This window comes from Streptomyces sp. G45 (assembly GCF_049542095.1).
Classification (GTDB): Bacteria; Actinomycetota; Actinomycetes; order Streptomycetales; family Streptomycetaceae; genus Streptomyces.
Genome location: NZ_JBMUZU010000001.1, coordinates 5,164,155 through 5,184,750, shown reverse-complemented (window position 1 = coordinate 5,184,750; position 20,596 = coordinate 5,164,155). Strand labels below are relative to the sequence as shown.

At 74.4% G+C, this 20,596-nt stretch carries 13 protein-coding genes and 4 pseudogenes; 7 read left to right on the top strand and 10 right to left on the bottom strand.

Annotated elements, in window-relative coordinates; translation table 11 throughout:
- Positions 1–596: 596 nt before the first annotated feature.
- The 3 genes from ACOBQU_RS21830 to ACOBQU_RS21820 all read left to right on the top strand — a co-directional run bounded on the left by ACOBQU_RS21830 (position 597) and on the right by ACOBQU_RS21820 (position 3,198).
- Complete coding sequence (locus tag ACOBQU_RS21830; protein WP_423628997.1) at positions 597–1,001, top strand: hypothetical protein; 405 nt, start codon at positions 597–599, stop codon at positions 999–1,001.
- A 359-nt stretch (positions 1,002–1,360) separates the two neighbouring features.
- Entirely contained in the window at positions 1,361–2,557 is a 1,197-nt protein-coding gene (locus ACOBQU_RS21825) for a methyltransferase domain-containing protein (RefSeq protein ID WP_423628996.1), read from the top strand.
- 83 nt (positions 2,558–2,640) lie between these two features.
- The gene (locus ACOBQU_RS21820; protein ID WP_423628995.1) at positions 2,641–3,198 is read left to right on the top strand and encodes a dihydrofolate reductase family protein; all 558 of its coding nucleotides are present in this window, start codon (positions 2,641–2,643) and stop codon (positions 3,196–3,198) included.
- A 55-nt stretch (positions 3,199–3,253) separates the two neighbouring features.
- Here the strand turns inward: ACOBQU_RS21820 and ACOBQU_RS21815 are convergent, their stop codons facing one another.
- Both ACOBQU_RS21815 and ACOBQU_RS21810 read right to left on the bottom strand, forming a co-directional pair.
- On the bottom strand, positions 3,254–4,219 hold the full coding sequence (locus tag ACOBQU_RS21815; RefSeq protein WP_423628994.1) for an SGNH/GDSL hydrolase family protein: 966 nt from the start codon (positions 4,217–4,219) through the stop codon (positions 3,254–3,256).
- Positions 4,220–4,578: 359 nt separating this feature from the next.
- Positions 4,579–4,988 (bottom strand): annotated as a pseudogene (locus tag ACOBQU_RS21810) (Zn-ribbon domain-containing OB-fold protein); the annotation flags it as partial.
- A gap of 446 nt (positions 4,989–5,434) precedes the next feature.
- On the opposite strand from ACOBQU_RS21810, the pseudogene ACOBQU_RS21805 reads away from it, so the two are divergent.
- Together ACOBQU_RS21805 and ACOBQU_RS21800 are read left to right on the top strand one after the other, a co-directional pair.
- Positions 5,435–6,579: pseudogene (locus ACOBQU_RS21805) on the top strand (flavin-containing monooxygenase).
- Positions 6,580–6,976: 397 nt separating this feature from the next.
- On the top strand, positions 6,977–9,202 hold the full coding sequence (locus ACOBQU_RS21800; RefSeq protein ID WP_423628993.1) for an acetate--CoA ligase family protein: 2,226 nt from the start codon (positions 6,977–6,979) through the stop codon (positions 9,200–9,202).
- Positions 9,203–9,363: 161 nt separating this feature from the next.
- Here ACOBQU_RS21800 and ACOBQU_RS21795 read toward each other — a convergent pair.
- From ACOBQU_RS21795 to ACOBQU_RS21785, 3 genes and pseudogenes are all read right to left on the bottom strand, one after another.
- Positions 9,364–9,771, bottom strand: a pseudogene (locus ACOBQU_RS21795) (Uma2 family endonuclease); the annotation flags it as partial.
- A 7-nt stretch (positions 9,772–9,778) separates the two neighbouring features.
- On the bottom strand, positions 9,779–10,405 hold the full coding sequence (locus ACOBQU_RS21790; protein WP_423628992.1) for a Uma2 family endonuclease: 627 nt from the start codon (positions 10,403–10,405) through the stop codon (positions 9,779–9,781).
- 133 nt (positions 10,406–10,538) lie between these two features.
- Positions 10,539–11,489, bottom strand: a complete 951-nt coding sequence (locus tag ACOBQU_RS21785; protein WP_423634631.1) for a GlxA family transcriptional regulator — start codon at positions 11,487–11,489, stop codon at positions 10,539–10,541.
- Positions 11,490–11,803: 314 nt separating this feature from the next.
- Here ACOBQU_RS21785 and ACOBQU_RS21780 point away from each other — a divergent pair, with 314 nt between their 5' ends.
- Positions 11,804–13,063: an MFS transporter gene (locus ACOBQU_RS21780; RefSeq protein ID WP_423634629.1), complete on the top strand. Its 1,260-nt coding sequence runs from the start codon at positions 11,804–11,806 to the stop codon at positions 13,061–13,063.
- 9 nt (positions 13,064–13,072) lie between these two features.
- Here ACOBQU_RS21780 and ACOBQU_RS21775 read toward each other — a convergent pair whose 3' ends face one another.
- From ACOBQU_RS21775 to ACOBQU_RS21755, 5 genes and pseudogenes are all read right to left on the bottom strand, one after another.
- Positions 13,073–13,711 (bottom strand): flavin reductase family protein, encoded by a 639-nt coding sequence (locus ACOBQU_RS21775; RefSeq protein WP_423628991.1) that lies wholly within the window; start codon positions 13,709–13,711, stop codon positions 13,073–13,075.
- Positions 13,712–13,774: 63 nt separating this feature from the next.
- Positions 13,775–14,572 carry an enoyl-CoA hydratase/isomerase family protein gene (locus ACOBQU_RS21770; protein ID WP_423628990.1) on the bottom strand — a complete coding sequence of 266 codons (798 nt, stop codon included), beginning with the start codon at positions 14,570–14,572 and terminating at the stop codon, positions 13,775–13,777.
- Positions 14,573–15,100: 528 nt separating this feature from the next.
- Positions 15,101–16,170, bottom strand: a pseudogene (locus ACOBQU_RS21765) (alcohol dehydrogenase catalytic domain-containing protein).
- A 10-nt stretch (positions 16,171–16,180) separates the two neighbouring features.
- Positions 16,181–17,395: an acyl-CoA dehydrogenase family protein gene (locus tag ACOBQU_RS21760; protein ID WP_423628989.1), complete on the bottom strand. Its 1,215-nt coding sequence runs from the start codon at positions 17,393–17,395 to the stop codon at positions 16,181–16,183.
- An 8-nt stretch (positions 17,396–17,403) separates the two neighbouring features.
- Positions 17,404–18,414 carry an SDR family oxidoreductase gene (locus ACOBQU_RS21755; protein ID WP_423628988.1) on the bottom strand — a complete coding sequence of 337 codons (1,011 nt, stop codon included), beginning with the start codon at positions 18,412–18,414 and terminating at the stop codon, positions 17,404–17,406.
- An 82-nt stretch (positions 18,415–18,496) separates the two neighbouring features.
- Between ACOBQU_RS21755 and ACOBQU_RS21750 the strand changes: the two genes are divergently transcribed.
- Positions 18,497–19,468 (top strand): cyclase family protein, encoded by a 972-nt coding sequence (locus ACOBQU_RS21750; protein WP_423628987.1) that lies wholly within the window; start codon positions 18,497–18,499, stop codon positions 19,466–19,468.
- Positions 19,469–20,596: the final 1,128 nt, after the last annotated feature.

Here is a 20,596-nt window from a genome sequence, read left to right as displayed (position 1 = left end):
CGCCCAGGACCAGTTCGCGTACGCCCACCCACGCCTTCGGACGGGGGATGACCGCCGCGCACCGCCTGAGACGGCCACGAGTGGTTCGCCAGCCAGAATCGTGACACCCACCGCCGAGTTGTCACATCGGCCATGCTGACCAGACGGCACCGGCTCTCCCCCGCATCAGCCCCGCCCGCCATGCGCACTGAGGCCCACCAGCCCATGACCGGCAGCAGTGCGCTACCGCGCCAGGGCGCTCCGCACCAGGAAAGGACACGCCGTGACTGGTCGGCTCACCCAGAGGAGACACAGACATCCATCAGCCCGTACGGGCGGCCCTCCGCCGCACATGAGCACGCACACGCCTACCGTCCCGGACGGCCCCGCCAAGAACCTTCCGCCGGTCGACGAGGGCTCGAAGGACCGAAGCCGGATGTCCAGCGCTCCCGTCATCGCCAGAGGTCCCGTACACACCCTCTTCACCCGCCCTGGCCGTGCGCCCCACACCCACCCCGCCCCGGGCTCGACGAGTTCGGCATACCGTGCGACACCGTCAGTGATCTTGCTCTGGCGCTCCTAGACTGACCGGGCCGCCACGAGAGGATTGATCACAAATGCGCCCCGCAGAGGTCCAAGATTTCGTCGCCGACATCCTGAAGAACCACGGCGACGTCCAGCGCGTACAGACCCTCGCTGACGTGGGAGAGACGAAACACCCCTATGGCCTCGTCCTGACCATGGGCGGACGAGAGACCCGCTGGCAGATCATCGGCCAGCTCGCCGAAGGCGCCAAGCACGACGTGCCCACGCCCCCCGTCGAGGGACAGCCCGCCACCGCCGAGGCAGCCCCCTCCGGAGGCGCGCCGGACGCCTGGCTCGCGGGCGTGCTCGCCACCGCCGAGTCGCCCGAAATCCGGAAGTTCGAGGTCTGGTCGGCCCACGAGGGCGCACGGCCGGATCACGTAGGCGTGACGATCTTCTGGCACAACGACGAGAAGACCTTCGTCCGCAAGATCTGATCTCCCGTCACCGACCACTTGGGGCACGTGGCGGGCGCACCACACGAATCAGCACCATCCCACTACCTGAGGGAGAACTGATCATGTGTGACCAACGTCATTGCAGGCGACGCTTCGACCCCGGCTTGTGCGCCAACTCCGCTTGTGCCTCATGTGGCGCCATCGTGGGCGTGGCACCGGGCGAGGGATGCCCACCGCATCAGCCGCAGGGGAGCTTGGACATGTGCCCCGGCTCAGGTAACCCGACCTTGCCTGTCTGACCGAACGGCCCCTGGCATAGTGCCGAACGCTGGCACCCCGCCTAGGACTTCACCGCCTCGCCCCCCGCAGGGGGGCGAGGGCGTTCCAAGGAGCCTGACGTGGGCGGCCCGCCCCCCGACACCTTCGACGCGGCGCGACCGCACATGGCGGCGCTCGCCGACGCGCTCAGTGGCTCCGGCGCGATCCGGACCCCGCAGTGGCGCGACGCGTTCGCCTCCGTCCCCCGCCACGTCCTCGTACCGACGTGGTTCGAGCAGGAGCAGAACGAGAAGGGCATCACCGTCTGGCGCCAGCGCCGCGCCACCGCCGACGTACGGCACCTCGCCGCCGCCTACCGTGACGTCACCCTCGTGACCGCCCTCGACCCGGCCAGCGCCGAGCAGGTCGACGACACCGCGTGGACCGGCGTCCCCACCTCGTCCAGCACCCTGCCCAGCCTCATGGCCGGGATGCTGGAGGACCTGTCCGTCCACGACGGGCACCGCGTCCTGGAGATCGGCACCGGCACCGGATACAACGCCGCCCTGCTGTGCGCCCGGCTCGGCGACCGCCTCGTCCACTCCACCGACATCGACCCCGACCTCATCACCACCGCCCGCACCCGCCTCGCCCAGCTCGGCTACCAGCCTCAGCTCACCGCGGGCGACGGCCGCACCACCCTCCCCGAGGGCCACGCGTTCGACCGGATCATCGCCACCTGTTCCGTACCCGCCATCCCCCAGGCGTGGATCGAGCACACCAGGCCCGGCGCGGTCATCGTCACCGACATCGCCCTCGGCATCGAGGGCGGACTCGTCCGCCTGACCGTCGACGCCGGGCGCCGCGCCACCGGCCGCTTCACCGCCACCACGGGCCGCTTCATGCCCGCCCGCGGAACACCCCGCACCTACCCCCGCCCCCACCGCCCGCGGCCCGCCCCCGAGGCGGACACCCGCCCCACCCCGCTCACGGCCAGCGACATCCAGGCCCACTACACGCTGCGCCTGCTCCTCGCGCTCCACCTGCCGGACACCGAACTCGTCTACTACGTCGACGACGCCACCGGCACCACGAGCATCCAGCTCCAGCGCGACGACGGCGCCTGGGCCCGCGCCCCGTTCACCGCCGACCACACCGTCACCTACGGCGGCGACCCCGGCCTGTGGCAGCAGGCGGAAGCCGCCCGGCACTGGTGGAACACCCACCACCGCCCCGCCCACGACCAGTTCGCGTACGCCCGCGAAGCGGACGGCGACGCCGCCGTCCGCCACCTCCCCACCGGGACCGTCTGGCCCCGGGCCGAACGGCTCCCGTAGCGGATGTTCGGCCTCCGCGCCGGCGCGGCTATGGTGGGGCCGCGACAGTCGTGGATACCGGTGACGGTGGTGTGGGAGCGGTCATGGCGAAGTTGGTCTACGCGTCGAACATGTCGCTCGACGGCTGCACGGAGGACGCGCGCGGTGCCTTCGACTGGGCGCCGCCGGACGACGACGTCTTCGCGTACATCACCGGTCTGATGCGGTCCGCGGGGACCTACCTCTACGGGCGGCGCATGTACGAGACGCTGGCCGTCTGGGAGACCGACCCCGGCCTGGCCGCGCGGTCGCCGCTCATGGCCGAGTACGCCAGCGCGTGGCAGGCGGCGGACAAGGTCGTCTACTCCTCGACGCTCGCCGAGCCGTCCACCACGAAGACCCGGCTCGAGCGGCACTTCGACCCCGGCGCGGTACGCGAGCTGAAGGCCGCCGCCACGAGGGATCTCCTGGTCGGCGGCCCGCACCTCGCCGCGCAGGCCCTCGCCGCCGGGCTGGTCGACGAACTCGCCCTGTTCGTCTGGCCGATGGTCCTCGGCGGGCGCAACCCCGCGCTGCCGACGGACGTGCGCGCCGACCTCAAGCTCATCGACGAGCACCGCTTCGGCAACGGCGTCGTCCACCTCCGCTACCGCCTTCAGTAGCCAACGCCGCACTGGCCCCCGGCTCGCGCCGGAGGCCAGTGGGTGGGGGAGGGGGTTAGTCGAGGGTGTTCAGCAGCGCCTCTTCGACGTGGTCGGCGGCGTTGCGGTGGCCGAGGGCGTTGGGGTGGACGAAGGAGAGCTGGGCAGGCGGGGTGAGGATGCCCTCCACCCACTTGCCGGAGTCGCAGACGCTGTGGTTCCGGGAGGAGTCGTAGAGGTCGACGAAGCTGGCGGCGTCCTGCGTGCCCGTCGACTTCTCAATGGTCTGGTTGAGAGGTTCCAGGACGTCCTGCCGCAGCCAGTCCAGGTCGCCCCGGGTGATCGGGCCGAACTGCGTCAGGTCGCCGACGTCGCACTTGGTGGTGTCCTCGGGGATGACCGTGGGGTAGCCGACGGTCAGGATCTTCGCCTGCGGGGCGCGCTCGTGGAGCACGGTGAGCATCCGGTCGTACTCCTCGCTCACCTTGCCCAGGCGGCCCGGGACGCTGGCGGCCAGCTCGTCCTTGCAGGGGGTGCCGTCGCCGTCGCTTCCGGCGCCCAGCTCCGCGCACTTGGTGAGGATCTCGCCGAAGCCGAGGGTGTTGCCGCCCACGCCGACGGTGATCACGTCGGTGTCGGAGCCGACCGCCTCGGACTGCGGGGGCACCGCGGGGAACGGGTAGTCCGGATCCTCGGAGAACGGCGGCAGATGGCGGCCGATCGGCTCCTGCGGGGTGTCGGTGACGTTCTCGATGGTCGCGGCGCCGCAGCTCACATTGGTGAGGTCGAAGAGCGAGCCGAGGTCGCGGTCGATGGTCTGGGGGTAGGAACGGTCGGTGCGCTCGCAGCCGTCGCGCGGTACTTCGAAGACGTCGCCCGCGGCGGGGATGACCCCGGCGGTGTAGGAGTCGCCCAGGGCGACCCACTGACGGTCCGCGGCGGCGGCGGACGGCGCCCCGGCGAGCTGCGCGGGGACGAGGGCGCCGACGGTCAGGGCCGCGGCCGAGCCGAGCAGGGCCAGGCGAGTGCGGAAACGTGCCACGAATCCTCCAGGGATACGGTGTTGGCGTCGCTTTGACCCTAAAGAGTTCGTCGCTGTGCGTGCTAGATCCATTGCGGACAGTCGCCTCCGGGGCGTGGGGGTACGCCTCTGTGGGTGACCGGGGGTCGGCGTGTTGACCGCTTGCGCGCCTCGGGTGATCACGGGCGGGCCGTGTCGTTCCGTATGTGCGCGTCGCGGATGGGGTTCCTGATCGGATGGATGGGCTACGAGGTTCCGGGCGGGCGCGCGGGCCCGCGAGGACTGTCCTGTTCTCGATCACCGCCGGGTGCGGCGCCCCGCACCGCGCCGCCCCGCACGGTAAGGGGAGCCGCCTTCCGCGCGGCCGGTCCGGGCGCGGTGCCTTCCGGCGCGAACACCGGCACCGTCACGCCCTCCCCCACCTCCCGGAACGCCACCTCCAGCGCCATCCCCACCCGCAGCTCCACCGCCGCGCCGCCCACGACCTCCGTCATCATGCGGGGGCCCTCCGCCAGGTCCACCACGGCCGCCACGTACGGGACGCGGGACGCGAACGGGGGAGGTCGTTGCGGTGCACCTCCGACCAGGTGTACAGTGCCGCCCGGCCGCTGGCCCGCTCCCAGGCGACGTCCTCCGACCAGCAGTACGGGCAGAACTCGCGCGGATAGTGGTGGGCGCGCCCGCACCCGGCGGCCCGGCAGCGGCGGATCAGCAGCCGCCCCTGACTCGCGGCCTCCCAGTAGGTGCGGGTGAAGGCGTCCACCTCGGGCACGTCCGCCGCGGCCGTCATCCGGTCGCCTCCGTTCTCGTCCTGGCGTGACGCATACGCCGTGAAGCCCGCGCCGCGAACTCCAGCCCGTCCGGCGCTTGAGGACGAGCACTCCGGCCCGTCCGGCGTTCGAGGGCGAGTCGCGAAGCGGCGATTACGGGGGTGCCAGGGGGCTGGCCCCATGGTTCCGGAGAAGGGGCGGGCCTGGGGCGCCCCGCGAGGCCACCACCTGACGCCCCATCAGTTCACCCCAACCGGCCCCGCCCCGCAACCCCACCGACCCGCCTTACCGCGCCCCACCGCGCACCACCCCGCCGCGCAACGTGATCAATCCGCAACCGGTTTCCGACTTGACCGTCACCCATCAAGTGACGCCCTGGCTACCCTCCCGTCATGGCCGACTCGAACCTTCCGCTCCCGCAAAGAACCGACCGGCCCCACCCGGGCACCCCCCACCCCGACCCCCGGTGTACGTCATCGGCGGCGGCCCCGGCGGCCTGGCCGTCGCCGCCGCCCTCGGCGCCCGCGGCGTACGCGCCGTCGTCCTGGAGAGGACCGACCGCGTCGGCGACTCCTGGCGCCGCCACTACGACCGGCTCCACCTGCACACCACGCGCCGCCTCTCCGCCCTGCCGGGCCTGAAGATGCCGCGCTCCTTCGGGCGCTGGGTGGCGCGGGACGACGTGGTCCGCTACCTGGAGAAGTACGCCGAGTACCACCAGTTGGACGTCGTCACCGGCGTGGAGGTGACCCGCCTGGACCGCGCCGAAGGCGACGGCGGCTGGCTCCTGCGCGCCACCGGCGGCCGGGAGCTGACCGGCTCCGCCGTCGTCGTCGCCACCGGCTACAACCACACCCCCACCTGCCCGACTGGCCCGGCCGCGACGGCTACGAGGGCGACCTCCTGCACGCGTCCGCCTACCGCGACCCGGCCCCGTACGCGAACAAGGACGTCCTCGTCGTCGGCGTCGGCAACACCGGCGCCGAGATCGCCGTCGACCTCGCCGAGGGCGGCGCCGCCCGCGTGCGCCTCGCCGTGCGCACCGCCCCGCACATCGTGCGCCGCTCCACCGCCGGGTGGCCCGCGCAGCGGTCCGGCATCCTGTGCCGCAGGCTCCCCGTGCCGGTGGTGGACCGGCTCGGCCGGGTGATCGCCCGCGTCAGCGTGCCCGACCTGTCCGCGTGGGGGCTGCCGCGCCCCGACGCGGGCGTGTACACGCGGGCCCGCCAGGGCGCGATCCCCGTACAGGACGTGGGGCTGATCGACGCCGTACGCACCGGGCGCGTCGAACCCGTCGCGGCCGTCGTCTCCTTCGAGGGCGGCAAGGTGGTCCTCGCCGACGGCAGCCGCGTCGGCCCGGAGGCGGTCATCGCCGCGACCGGCTACCGCCGCGCCCTGGAGCCGCTCCTCGGCCACCTCGGCGTCCTCGACGACCGGGGCCTGCCGCTGGCGCACGGGCCGCGCACCGCGCCGGGCGCGCCCGGCCTGTACTTCACCGGGTTCACCACCCCGCTCAGCGGGACGCTGCGCGAACTGGCCAGGGACGCGCAGCGGATCGCGGCGGCCGTGGCCAGGTCCCGGGCGCGGGTGGCCCGTACGGGCCGGGCCTAGTGACCGAGCGTAGCGGCGGGGCGGGGCGGCGGGGGCCGAACATCCGGGCAGAACAGCCGGGCAGAACCAGCCAGTTGGCGGCAGGCCGTCTTGGCAACCCCCGGATTCTGCGGTTCGGTGAAGGGGGCACGCACACGGGGCCCACGGGGGCCACCGGGCCCACGCGGGCCACCGGACCCATCCAGACCGACCAGGCCCACCAGACCCACCGGCCCCACCAGACCGACCGGGCCCACCAGACCGACCGGCCGCACCGGGCCCCGGGGCCCCGCCGGGCCGCCCCGCCCGGCACACGCGTCCCGCGATCGCGACGCACACCCCATTCCTGACACGGTGTCAGTTCAGTAATCTGACTATGCGTCAGCTAAGTTACTGTCACACAGGAGCGGGCGGACCGATGCTTGGATCGACATACGGCACCTTCACCTCCGACCCCCGCCGCGCACGCGCCGTGGCCTGCGGCAGCTTCCCCGCCACCACCGTCCACGGGCGCCCCGCCGCGGCGGGCGAGCGGGACGTGAGCGGTCGGCCGCTGCACGCCGACGTCCCCGACCTCGACCGCTTCTTCCGCCCCGAGTCCGTCGCCGTCGTCGGCGCGTCGGACGCCGAGGGGCGCCCCAACACCGGCGTCACCCGGCAGCTCGTCACCTGGGCCGAGCGGATCGGGGCGCGCCTGCACCCCGTGCACCCCACCCGCGCGACCGTGTTCGGGCGCCGCTGCGTGCCCTCGGTCGGCGACCTCGAAGGACCCGTCGACGTCGCCGTCCTCCTCGTCAAGGATCCGCTGCCCGTCATCGAGGAACTCGCGGACGCGAAGGCGAAGTTCGCGGTCGCGTTCGCGTCCGGGTTCGCCGAGACCGGCGAGTCGGGGGCCGCCGCGCAGGAGCGGCTCGCCGCCGCCTGCGCCCGCTCGGGCCTCAGGCTGCTCGGCCCGAACACCAACCTCAACGCCTTCGAGACGTTCCGCGACGACCTGACCGGTCCCGCCATCGCGCTCATCACCCAGTCCGGCCACCAGGGGCGCCCCCTGTTCACGCTCCAGGAACTCGGCGTACGCCTGTCCCACTGGGCGCCCACCGGCAACGAGGCCGACCTGGAGACCGCCGACTTCCTCTCGTACTTCGCCGAACAGCCCGAGGTCGGCGCGATCGCCGCGTACGTGGAGGGCCTCAAGGACGGCCGGGCCTTCCTGCTGGCCGCCGACCGGGCCGCGCGGCGCGGCGTGCCGGTGGTCGCGGTCAAGGTGGGCCGCACCGAGGCCGGGGCGCGCACCGCCGCGTCCCACACCGGGAAGCTGACCGGCGCGGACGCGGTCGTGGACGCGGCGATGCGGCAGTTCGGGGTGGTCCGCGTCGACGGGCTCGACGAGCTCCAGGACACCGCGACGCTGCTGGCGCGCGCCCGGCCGCCGCGCGCCGACGGCATCGCCGTGTACTCCATCTCCGGCGGCACCGGCGCCCACTTCGCCGACCTCGCCACCCGCGCGGGCCTGAGGCTGCCCACCCTCTCGGACGCCAAGCAGGCCGAGCTGCACGAGTGGATCCCGCACTACCTGAACGTCGCCAACCCGGTCGACAACGGCGGCCACCCCGTCGGCGACTGGCGCGGCCCGAAGATCATCGACGCGCTGCTCGACGACCCGTCCATCGGCGTCCTCGTCTGCCCCATCACCGGCCCGTTCCCGCCCCTGAGCGACAAGCTGGCGCGTGACCTGGTGGACGCGGCCGAGCGCACGGACAAACTGGTCTGCGTGGTGTGGGGCTCCCCCGTCGGCACGGAGGACGCCTACCGCTCCACCCTCCTCGGCTCCTCCCGCGTCGCCACCTTCCGTACGTTCGCCAACTGCGTCACGGCGGTACGGGCCTATCTGGACCACCACCGCTTCACCGCGTCCTACCGCTCCCCCTTCGACGAGGCGCCCCGCACCCCCTCCCCCTCCTCCCGCAAGGCGCGGGCGCTGCTGCGGCCCGGGGAACTCCTCAGCGAGCACGCCGCGAAGCAGCTGCTGCGCGCGTACGGCATCCGCGTGCCGCGCGAGCAGCTCGTCACCAGCGCGGCGGCGGCCGTGCGCGCCGCCGGGCTCGTCGGCTACCCCGTCGTCATGAAGGCCTCCGGCGCGCGCATCGCCCACAAGACCGAACTCGGCCTGGTCAAGGTCGGGTTGACCTCCGCGAGTCAGGTCCGCGACGCCTACCGCGACCTCACCGACATCGCCCGCTACGAGGGCGTGGACCTCGACGGCGTGCTCGTCTGCCAGATGGTGGAGCGGGGCGTGGAGATGGTCGTCGGCGTCACCCAGGACGACCTGTTCGGCCCGACCGTGACCGTCGGCATCGGCGGCGTCCTCGTGGAGGTCCTGCGGGACACGGCGGTGGCCGTGCCGCCGTTCGGTGAGGACCAGGCCCGCGCCGCCCTGGACTCGCTGCGGGGCCGCGCCCTCCTGGACGGGGTCCGCGGCGCCCCTCCCTCCGACCTGGACGCGCTGGTGGAGGTGGTGCTCCGCGTGCAGCGGATGGCCCTCGAACTCGGCGACAGCCTGGCCGAGTTGGACATCAACCCGCTGATGGTCCTCGCCCGCGGCCAGGGAGCGGTGGCGCTGGACGCGCTGGCCCGCTGCGGCTGATCACCCACGCCGGGGAACGCGGCGGTGTCGATGCGCCACGGCCCCACGGGCACGGTGTCGCCGAACGCGTAGCGCTGCGGGGTGCCCGCGTACCGGGGCTCACCGCTGGCGGTGCCGGGGCCGGAGTGCACGGTGACCGTGCCGTCACGCGGGTCGACGACGACGCAGACCGGGACGCCCATGCGCGGATAGTCGCGAAGCTTGGTGACGTGGTCGCTGCCGGGGCCGGACGGGGGTACGACCTCGACGGCCACGGACACGTCCGGAGCGAAGAAGGCGAAGTCCCCGCCCTGCCGGTCGACCGCCTCCCTGGGGAGGACGAGCAGGTCCGCGGTCCGGCACAGGCCGAGGCCCGGGTGGTGCACGCGGCTCGTGACGGAGACGACAGCGCCGACGTCCTGGCGCCGGATCTGGAAGCCGATCTCCGTGACGGCCGTGGCGCGCCAGGTGGACGGGCTCACCGGGTGAACGTGGATCTTCCCGTCCCGGATGTCGGCCCGCACCCGGCCGCCACGCCCCGCGATCCTCGCCTCGATGTCCTCGGCCAAGCCGCAGAGCCGCTGGTACATGGCGCGGCTACTTGTACCGGGGGAAGTTGGCGGTGTCCACGCTCCACGGCCCCATGGGCACGGTGTCGCCGAACGCGTAGCGCTGCGGGGTGCCCGCGTACCGGGGCTCACCGCTGGCGGTGCCGGGGCCGGAGTGCACGGTGACCGTGCCGTCACGCGGGTCGACGACGACGCAGACCGGGACGCCCATGCGCGGGTAGTCGCGGAGCTTGGTGACGTGGTCGCTGCCGGGGCCCGACGGGGGTACGACCTCGACGGCGACGGACACATCCGGGGCGAAGACAGCGTGGTCGTCGGGCTGCTCGGCCCGGGCCCCCCGTGTGACGGCCCAAGCTTCCCCTGTGACGGCCAGGAGGTCGGCAGTGCGGCACAGCCTGTGCTCAGGGTGCTCGACCCAGGCCCCCACCATCGTCACCGCGCGCTGGTCCTGGTTCTCGATCCGGCGGGCGAGCGTGGCGAGGATACGGCCGCGCCAGCGGGTCGCGTGCGTCCCGCGGATGACGACTTCCTGGTCGCGGACGTCGGCTCGTACCCGGTGTCCACCGGCTTCGGCCAGGTCCGCGCAGGCGCCCGCGAGATCGCGTAGGTCACGGTAAGTGTGCGGTGAGTACGGGTCGTTGGCCGTCGCGCCCACGCCGATCCCCCTTCCGAAGAGCCAGGCGACCACGGTAGTGGACGTGGCGTGCGCCCCGTCCCGCCCTGCGGGGTCCCAGGGGCGGCGGCCCCTGGTTCGGGAAGGGGCGGGTCTGGGGCGCTCCCGCGAGGGGTCAGTGGCCCGCGCCCACCTCCCGGAACGTCCGCCGGTAGGCCGTGGGCGTCACCCCGAGCGCCGCCTGGAGGTGCGCCCGCAGGGACTGGGCCGTGCCGAACCCGGCCTCCCGGGCGATCTGGTCGACGGACAGGTCACTGGTCTCCAGCAGGTGCCGGACCCGCTCCACGCGCTGCCGGGTGAGCCACTGGCCGGGGCTGACGCCGACCTCCTCGCGGAAGCGGCGCGTGAAGGTGCGTACGGACATCGACTCCTGCTCGGCCATGTCGCGGAGCTGGATCGGCTCGTGCAGGCGGCCGAGGGCCCAGGCACGGGCGGTGGTCGTGGTGGCGAGCTGCGGCTCGGGCACGGGCCGCTGGATGTACTGGGCCTGCCCGCCGTCCCGGTGCGGCGGTACGACGGTGGAGCGGGCGACCTCGTTGACGACGGCGGCGCCGTGGTCCCGGCGCACCACGTGCAGGCACAGGTCGATCCCGGCCGCGACCCCCGCCGAGGTCAGCACGTCCCCGTCGTCGATGAACAGCACGTCCGCGTCCACCCGCACGCTCGGGAACAGCTCCTGGAAGTGCTCGGCGTGCGCCCAGTGCGTGGTCGCGGGCCGCCCGTCGAGGTAGCCCGCGGCGGCGAGCACGTACCCGCCGGTGCAGATGGACACCAGGCGCGTGCCGGGCCGGACGTGGGCGAGGGCCGCGGCCAGCTCGTCGGTGAGGCGGCCCTCCTCGAAGACCGGGCCCAGCTCGTACGAGGCGGGCACCACGACCGTGTCCGCCGTCGCGAGCGCCTCCGGCCCGTTCTCCACCAGGACCGCGAAGTCCGCGTTGGTGCGCACCGGGCCCGGCGGCCGCACCGAGCAGGTCACCACCTCGTACAGGCGCCGCCCCGCCGCGTCCCGGGCGCGACCGAAGATCCGCTGGGGGATGCCCAGCTCGAAGGGGATGACGCCGTCCATGACGAGGACGACGACGCGGTGCGGGACGGCACCCGCAGCGCCCGCGGCGCCCTCCGTGCCACCCGCCGTACCCGTCGCACCCGCCGTGCCCGCCGTACCCGCCGTACCTGGAGCGCCCATGGCCCGATCCTAGCGAACCATGTCCCTCCGGCCACTCGCTCGCGGTGATCGGCGTCCGGATGCTGTCTGACGTGAGCGAGCCAACGAAGACAAGGAAGACCAGCGGGACCCCGACCGGTGAGACGGCCACGACCGGTGAGACGGCCACGAGCGGTGAGACGGCCACGAGCGGTGAGGCGACGGCGACCGGGGCAGTGCCGCGCCGGGGTCCTCGGATCCACCGCGCCTGGCTCGTCGCCGCCGTCACCTTCGTGACGATCATCGGCGGCGCCGCCTTCAACTCCCTGCCCGGTCTCCTCATCGACCCGCTGCACGACGAATTCGGCTGGTCGCGGGGCGAGATCGGGTTCGCCGTGTCCATCGACATGGCGCTGTACGGGCTCACCGCGCCGTTCGCCGCGGCGCTCATGGACCGGTTCGGCATCCGCAAGGTCGTGGTGGCCGCGCTCAGCCTGGTCGCGGCGGGCGCGCTGCTCAGCGTATGGATGACGGCGAGCTGGCAGCTGATGCTCTACTGGGGCCTGCTCGTCGGCCTCGGCACCGGCTCGATGGCGCTGGCGTTCTCCGCCACGGTCACCAACCGGTGGTTCGTGGCACGGCGCGGCCTGGTCACCGGCATCCTCACGGCGGCGGGCGCCTCCGGGCAGCTGGTGTTCCTGCCGCTGTGCGCGTGGATCGTCGACGAGCACGGGTGGCGGCCCGCGTCCGTGACGGTCGCGCTCGCCGCGCTCGTCGTCGTGCCCTTCGTCTGGCTGCTGCTGCGCGACCACCCGGCGGACGTCGGACTCGCCCCGTACGGCGGGCAGTTCACGCCGAAGCCGGAACCGACGCGGGGCGCCGCCGCGCGCACCCTGCGGGTACTGTTCGACGCGGCGAGGACCGGGCCGTTCTGGCTGCTCGCGGGCACCTTCGCGATCTGCGGCGCCTCCACGAACGGTTTGATCCGCACCCACTTCGTGCCGTCCGCCCACGACCACGGCATGCCGGTCACCGCCGCCGCCTCCCTGCTCGCGGTGATCGGCGTCTTCGACGTCATCGGCACGATCGCCTCCGGCTGGCTCACCGACCGCTTCGAGGCGCGCCGCCTGCTCGCCGTGTACTACGCGCTGCGCGGCGTGTCGCTGCTCTTCCTGCCGCTGCTGCTCGCGCCGAACGTGCACGTGCCGATGGTGTTCTTCGTCGTCTTCTACGGCCTCGACTGGGTCGCCACGGTCCCGCCGACGCTCGCCCTGTGCCGCGAGCACTACGGCGCGGACAGCGCGATCGTCTTCGGCTGGGTGCTCGCCTCGCACCAGGTCGGCGCGGCCGTCGTCGCCTTCCTCGGCGGAGTGGCGCGGGACGCGTTCGGGTCGTACGACGTGGTCTGGTACGCGTCGGGCGCGCTGTGCGCGGCGGCGGCGCTGATGTCGCTGGTGATCCGCCGGAACGTACGGGACGCGGAGCTGCTCGCCTGAGGCCCCGCGTCACGCCCCTTCCGTGAACCCCCCGAACCGCCCCCGGTGGAACAGCAGCGGCGGCGCCTGTCCCGCCACCGCGCCGAGCGCCGCCACCCGGCCCACCACGATCAGGTGGTCGCCGCCGGTGTGCACCGCGTGGATCACGCAGTCGATCCACGCGGGTACGCCCGCCAGGCGCGGGGAGCCGGTGGCGGGGGCCGCGTCGTGGGCGACGCCCGCGAACTTGTCGGCGCCGCTGACGGCGAAGGCGCGGCACAGCTCCCCCTGTGCCGCGCCGAGCACGTTCACGCAGAAGACGCCCGCGCGGGCGATGCGGGGCCAGGTCGTCGACGTACGCGCCACCATGAACGACACCAGCGGCGGGTCGAGGGACAGCGACGCGAAGGACTGGCAGGCGAAACCGGCGGGCCCGCCGTCGCCCCCGGGCGGCGCGGGCGCGGTCACCACGGTCACGCCTGTGGCGAAGTGCCCGAGGACGCGGCGGAACTCGCCCGCGTCGACCGGGGCGCGCTCGTCCTCGCGGACGGCGCGCAGCCGGGGGCGCGGGAGCGGGTCGACGGGCGCCGGTTCCCGCGAGGCGGTGGTCGGCGCCCCCACGGACCTGAGGTATCGGACGACGGTGGCCGCCATCCCTGCGTGTCCCATCACACCACCCAGTGAAGCTGACACACCGTCAGATGTGAAGGGCAGAGGGGCGGTTGGGAGCGCTCAGCGGCCCTCGTACGACGGCGTGCGGCGCTCCACGAAGCTCGCGACGCCCTCGCGGGCGTCCGCCGTCGCCATGTTGATCTCCTGGGCGGCGGCCTCTGCGGCGAAGGCGGTGGCGCGGTCGGAGTCCAGGGAGGCGTTGACGAGTTGCTTGGTCAGGGCCAGGGCGCGGGTGGGTCCGGCGGCGATGCGGTCCGCCCAGGCGCGGGCGGTCTCCTCCAGCTCTGCGTCCGGTACGACGCGGTTGACCAGGCCGAGGCGGGCCGCCTCCGCGGCGGGCAGGGCGTCGCCGAAGAACATCAGCTCCTTCGCCCGCTGGGGTCCCACGAGCCGGGCCAGCAGGTACGCCCCGCCGCCGTCCGGCACCAGCGCGCGGCGCGCGAACACCTCGACGAACGTCGCCGACTCCGCCGCGAGCACCAGGTCGCAGGCGAGGGCGAGGTGGGCGCCGAGGCCTGCGGCGGCGCCGTTGACCGCCGCGATGACCGGTTTCTCGCAGTCCAGGACGGCGGCGGTCAGGCGCTGGGCGCCCCGGCGGAGGGTGCGGGCGATGTCGCCGGGGGCGGGGGGCCTCGCGGCGGGCGCCGCCGTCCTGAGGTCCGCGCCCGCGCAGAACCCCCGGCCGGTGGCCGTGATCACCACCGCCCGCACGGCCGGGTCCGCGCTCGCCTCCTCCAACAGGGCGATGACGCGGTCCCGTTGCTCCGGGGTGAGGGCGTTCAGGGACTCGGGGCGGTTGAGGGTGATCCAGGTCGTGGCGCCGTGGGTGGTGCGCAGGACGGTTTCGGTACGGGGCATGGGGGCTCCTGGGGGATGGGGGCGGCTGGCGGGGGTGGCCGGGGGTGGGCCCTCGTGGGACGCCCCAGGCCCGCCCCTTCCCGAACCAGGGGCTGCCGCCCCTGGCACCCCGCCGCACATCGGCGCTCCGCGCCTCGTCCTCAATCGCCGGACGGGCTCCGTCCATCGCGCTGACGCGCTCGCCCTCAAACGCCGGGCGGGCTAGAGGCGTTGCAGCACCCGCCCCGGAGAGGGCGGGCGGGGAGGACAGAGCCTGCCCGGCGATTGAGGGCGAGGCGCGCAGCGCCAACGGAGGGGGGAAAGGGGCGCAGCCCCAGAAAGGGCGGGCGGGTGGGGGAAGACAGAGCCCGCCCGGCGTTTGAGGGCGAGGCGCGCAGCGCCAACGAAGGGGGGAAAGGGGCGCAGCCCCAGTAAGGGCGGGCGGGTGGGGAGGACAAAGCCCGCCCGGCGATTGAGGGCGAGGCGCGCAGCGCCGGACAGGGGGTGCCGGGCGCCCCGGCGGGAAAGGGCGGGTGGGTGGGGGAAGGGTCAGAAGACCAGCACCCCCCGGGCCACCGCACCCCCCTCCACGGCGGCCCGCGCCGCCTCGAACTCCCCCACCCCGTACGTCCGCGTGACCAACTCATCCAGCATCAACCGCCCCTCCAGATACAGATCCGCGTACAGCGCGACGTCCCGCTGCGGCCGAGCGGAGCCGTACCGGCAGCCGAGCACCGCCTTGTCCAGGAAGAGCGAGGACACGACGATCGAGGCCTCCGCCGCGGCGGGCGGCACTCCGAGGAGGACGGCCTGCCCGCCCCGGTCGAGGAGGTCGACGGCCGCCCGCACCAGCTCCACCCGCCCCACGCACTCGAAGACGTGGTCCGCGCCCCCGGGGAGCACGTCCCGCACCCCTTCCACCCCCGGCAGGAAGTGCGTGGCGCCGAACCGCCGGGCGATCACCTCCTTGGCGGGGTTGGCGTCCACGGCGACGACCACCCCGGCACCGGCGAGCCGCGCCCCCTGGAGGACGTTGAGCCCGATCCCCCGGCGCCGATGACGACGACGCGGTCGCCGAGCCCGACCCGGGCGCGGTTGAGGACGGCGCCGACGCCGGTCACCACCCCGCAGCCGATGAGCGCGGCGGAGGGGAACGGGATCTCCTTGGGAATCCGCACGGCCTGCACGCCCTTGACGACGGTGCGCTCGGCGAACACGGAGGTGGCGGCGAACTGGTACACCGGCTCCCCGCCCCGCGAGAACGGCTGCCGCGGCGCGCCGATGGACCGTCGGCACAGGGTGGGCCGCCCCCGGTGGCAGGCGTCGCACGCCCCGCAGTTGGCGATCGTGGACAGCGCCACGTGGTCCCCGGCGCACACGTGCGTGACCCCGGCGCCCACGGCCTCCACCACTCCCGCGCCCTCGTGCCCGAGGACGACCGGCGCGGGGAAGGGGATCGTCCCGTCGATCACGGACAGGTCGCTGTGGCACAGGCCCGCCGCGGCGACGGCCACCAGGACCTCGCCGGGCCCCGGATCCCGTACCTCCAGGTCATCGACGACCGAGACGCCGTCTGCCCTCTGGTCGGCCCCCTGCCCCTCCCACACCACACCGCGCATCGCGCACCCCTCACCGAGGCCCCCGGGCCTCTCTCGGCAGGCCGAGCACCCGCTCGGCGATGATGTTCCGCTGGATCTCGTCCGAGCCGCCGTAGATCGTGTCCGCGCGGGAGAACAGGAACAGGCGCTGGGCGGCGTCGAGTTCGTACGGAGCGTCCTTGGACCAGTCGCCGGGGCCGACGGCGGCGAGCGCGCCGCGCACGCTCAGGGCCAGCTCCCCGAGCCGCTGGTGCCAGCCGCCCCACAGCAGCTTGGCGACGCTGGGCGCGCCAGGGCCTGGGCGGCCGCCGAGGGTGCGCAGCGCGTTCCAGCGCATCACGCGCAGCTCGGCCCACTGCCGGGTGAGCCGCTCGCGCAGCACGGGGTCGTCGGCGGCGCCGGTGCGCAGCGCCTCGCGGACGACGTCGGCCAGTTCGGCGGCGAAGCCGATCTGCTGGGCGAGGGTGGACACGCCGCGCTCGAAGCCGAGCAGGCCCATCGCGACCCGCCAGCCGTTGCCCGGCCCGCCGACGACGTGGGCGGCGCGGGCGCGGGCGCCGTCGAAGAAGACCTCGTTGAACTCGCTGGTGCCGGTGAGCTGCCGGATGGGGCGCACCTCGATCCGGCCCGGCTGATCCATGGGCAGCAGCAGGAAGGACAGGCCGTGGTGGCGCGCGGCCCCCGGTGCGGCCGGTTCGGTGCGGGCGAGCACGAAGCACCAGTGGGCGTCGCGCGCGAGCGAGGTCCAGGTCTTCTGGCCGGTGACGCGGTACGTGTCCCCGTCGCGTACGGCGCTGGTGCGCACCCCCGCCAGGTCCGATCCGGCGCCGGGCTCGCTGTACCCCTGGCACCACAGGGTCTCGCCGCGCGCGATGGGCGGCAGGAACTCGTCGCGCTGCGCCTGGCTGCCGTGGGCGAGGAGGGTGGGCGCGAGCAGGTTCTCGCCGATGTGCCCGCAGCGGCCGGGCGCCCGGGCGCGCGCGTACTCCTCGGCCCAGACGACCTGCTGGGTGAGCGTGGCCGCGCGGTTGCCGTAGGCGCCGTCGGGGCAGTCCCAGCCGATGCCGATCCAGCCGCCGCGCCCCAACTCCCGCTCCCAGGCGCGCCGTACGGCGACCCGCTCGTGTTCGCCGCCGGGGCCGCCGTGCCCCGCGGCGGCGGCGAACTCGCCGGTGAGGTGCTCGGCGAGCCAGTCCCGCGCCCGCTCGCGGAAGGCCTCGTCGTCCGCGCCGAATGCGAAGTCCACGGCGGGGCCTAGGCGTGGGGGCGGGCGCCGGGGCCGCCGGTCGCGGCTCCGCCGCCGGGGGCGCCGGGGGCGCCGGAGGCGTCGCCGGGGACGCCAGGGGCACCGGAAGCGTTGGGGCGCTCCCCCGCCGCGGCGGCCCGGGCCATCTCCTCCAGGCGGGCCAGCATCGGCATCGGGTCGGTGCCGACGGTCCCGGGCAGGGCGTCGGCGATCCGCCGGGGCGTCCAGGGCCGCCCCTCGGCGTACGCGGCGCGCAGCTCGCGCGGCTGCGCCCACACCGCGATCTTGGGTCCGGCGACCGTGTAGACCTGCCCGGTGACGCCCTGTTCGCGGGCGCGGTCGCTGAGCAGATAGACGACGAACGCCGCGACGTCCTCCGGTTCGCCGATCTCCGTCAGCTCCGTGGGGACGCCCGCGGACATCCTCGTACGGGCCACGGGGGCGACGGCGTTGGCGGTGACGCCGTACTTGTGCAGGCCGAGGGCGGCGCTGCGCACCAGGGAGATGACGCCTCCCTTGGCGGCGCTGTAGTTGGCCTGGGAGACCGAGCCCTGGTGGTTGCCGCTGGTGAAGCCGACCAGGGTGCCGGAGCGCTGCGCGCGCATCACGGCGGAGGCGGCGCGGAAGACGGTGAAGGTGCCCTTGAGGTGCGTGGCGAGGACGGGGTCCCACTCGTCCTCGGACATGTTGAACAGCATGCGCTCGCGCAGGATCCCGGCGACGCACACCACCCCGTCGAGCCTTCCGTACGCCGAGAGCGCGGCGTCGACGACCCGCTGGCCGCCCGCCATCGTGGAGACGTCGTCGGCGACGGCGACGGCCTCGCCGCCCGCGGCCTCGATCTCCGTGACGACGGCGGCGGCGACCTCGCTGCTGGGCTCGGCGCCCGCGACGGAGACGCCGTAGTCGTTGACGACGACACGGGCGCCGTCGGCCGCGGCGGCGAGCGCGACGGCCCGGCCGATGCCGCGTCCGGCGCCGGTCACGGCGACGGCCTTGCCTGCCAGGAAGTTCCCCACACCGGCCCCTTCCACGGTTTCTGACGGTCCGTTAGATTTTATGGCCCGCCGGACCGGGCGGGGCAACCCCCAGGGAGGCCCGATGTCAGCCCCGTCACCCTTGCCCCCGGCGTCGCCCGCGCCGCCGAGCGCCCTGCCGCCCGAGTTCCACGCGATCGCCAAGCGCGTGAACAACTGGGGGCGTTGGGGTCCGGACGACGAGCTGGGCACGCTGAACCTGATCACCGACGCCGCGGTGGCCGCGGCCGCGGCCCGGGTCCGCACGGGCCGCCGCGTCCCCCTCGCGCTGCCGCTCCGGGCGGACGGCGTCCAGACCGGCCTCGTCCCCGGCCGCGTCAACCCCCTGCACACCATGACCCGGATCAACCACGAGCCCTTCGGCCCCGGCACGGTCGCCACCAGCGACGACACCGTGACCTTCGGCCTCCAGGCGGCCACGCACTGGGACGCCCTCGCGCACGTCTCGCACGGCGGCCGGATCTACAACGGCCGCCCCGCCACCACGATCACCGCCCACGCGGGCGCGCGCTTCGGCGGCGCCGACAAGGTCCCGCACGTCGTCGCGCGCGGCGTCCTCCTCGACGTGGCCCGCGCCCGGGGCGCGGACCGGCTGCCCGGCGGGTACGCGGTGACGCCCGAGGACCTCCTGGCCGCCGAGGCCTTCGGGGGCGTGACGGTCGGCCCCGGCGACGTCGTCCTGGTCCGCACCGGCCAGGTCCGCGCGTACCTGGCGGGCGACCGCGCCGCGTACGGCCATCCGTCGCCGGGCCTCTCGTACCGCACCCCCGAGTGGTTCCACGCCCGCGACGCCGCCGCCGTCGCCAACGACACCCTGACCTTCGAAGTCATCCCCCCGGAGATCGAGAACCTGTGGCTCCCGGTCCACGCCCTCCACCTCGTGGAAATGGGCCTGCCCCAGGGCCAGAACTGGAACCTGGAGGAACTGTCCACAGCCTGTGGAGAAGAGGGCCGCTACGACTTCCTGCTGTCGGCGACGCCGGAGCCGTTCGTGGGGGCGACGGGGGCGCCGGTGGCGCCGGTGGCCGTGCTCTGAGGCGGGGGCGCGCGGCGACCTTGGGGGCCGGGGGGAGGGGGTGCCCGGCGGGGCGGGCTGCTGGCTGGGGGCGGGCGTACGGTACTGGGCTGGACTCGGTGTCGGCGGAGTGCGGGGTCCGGCGGAGTGCCGGGTCCGGCGGGGTGCGGGGTCCGGCTGCGTACGGGATCCAGCTGCGTACGGGATCCATCTGTGTACGAGGTCCGGCGGGGCGCGGGGCCTGGGAGGCTCGGCGGAGCTTCGGGTGACGGCGCGCCGGTGCCCGCCCCGAGCACGAATCCGCGCGCCGCCAACCGGCTCCGGCGTACGAGCCCCACCCCCCTGATCGCCCTGAAGGAGCGCTACGCCGAATCGCGATCCACACCTCGCCAAGGACCGGGCCACGGGCTCCTCCACCCCTCGACGTCCCCTCGCGGCGAATCGCTGCCCCCAGCGTGATCAGACGGGTACGCCACGTCAACACCCGCCTGAAGCTATGCGAAGTATGCCCGTTTTACCCCTACCGCGCAGTCGCCGCGCACCGATGCACGAAGCGGCGCACCCCGGCACGCGGGGCGCACCGCCCCCTCCGATAGCCGCGGCCCCCTCCCAGCGGATCTCCCCTCCCACCCGCCCACCCGTCACCGCCCCCGCAGGGCGCGACCGCTCCCCGCGGACCTGAACCACCGGCGGCGCACGCCGGTACGCGGGCCTTCTCCACCCCACCCACCCGCCCACCCGTCGCCTTCGCGCACCCAGGCGCCCCTCGTGGGCCCCGCCCACCGCTGACGAGCGCGGGCACGCGGACCTCGACCTTTCCCACCCGCCCACCCGTCACCGCCCTCCCGAAACGTGAACGCCCCTCATACGGCTTGATCACCGTTGGCGAGTGCGGGCAGACGGGCGGGAAGCCGCCGCACGACGACGCCACAAGCGAGCCATGGCCGGGGTGGGGGACTCGCCGCTGGACAGTTCCGGGCGGGCGGGTGGGAAGCCGCCGCGCAGCGGCGGGGCGGTGGCGCCAGGGGCAACCCCGCACGGGGCCCCCAGGCAGCAGGAGGGGCACGCCACCAGGCAGTCACGGGCGGGTGGGTGGGAAGCCGCCGCGCAGCGGCGGGGCGGTGGCGCCAGGGGTGCCCACCGCAGCGG

Excerpts from the sequence above, each read along its gene's own strand:
- ACOBQU_RS21775 (WP_423628991.1), bottom strand. The coding sequence starts at position 13,711 with ATGGGACACGCAGGGATGGCGGCCACCGTCGTCCGATACCTCAGGTCC.
- ACOBQU_RS21785 (WP_423634631.1), bottom strand. The coding sequence starts at position 11,489 with ATGGACGGCGTCATCCCCTTCGAGCTGGGCATCCCCCAGCGGATCTTC.
- ACOBQU_RS21750 (WP_423628987.1), top strand. The coding sequence starts at position 18,497 with ATGTCAGCCCCGTCACCCTTGCCCCCGGCGTCGCCCGCGCCGCCGAGC.
- ACOBQU_RS21830 (WP_423628997.1), top strand. The coding sequence starts at position 597 with ATGCGCCCCGCAGAGGTCCAAGATTTCGTCGCCGACATCCTGAAGAAC.
- ACOBQU_RS21820 (WP_423628995.1), top strand. The coding sequence starts at position 2,641 with ATGGCGAAGTTGGTCTACGCGTCGAACATGTCGCTCGACGGCTGCACG.
- ACOBQU_RS21770 (WP_423628990.1), bottom strand. The coding sequence starts at position 14,572 with ATGCCCCGTACCGAAACCGTCCTGCGCACCACCCACGGCGCCACGACC.
- ACOBQU_RS21800 (WP_423628993.1), top strand. The coding sequence starts at position 6,977 with ATGCTTGGATCGACATACGGCACCTTCACCTCCGACCCCCGCCGCGCA.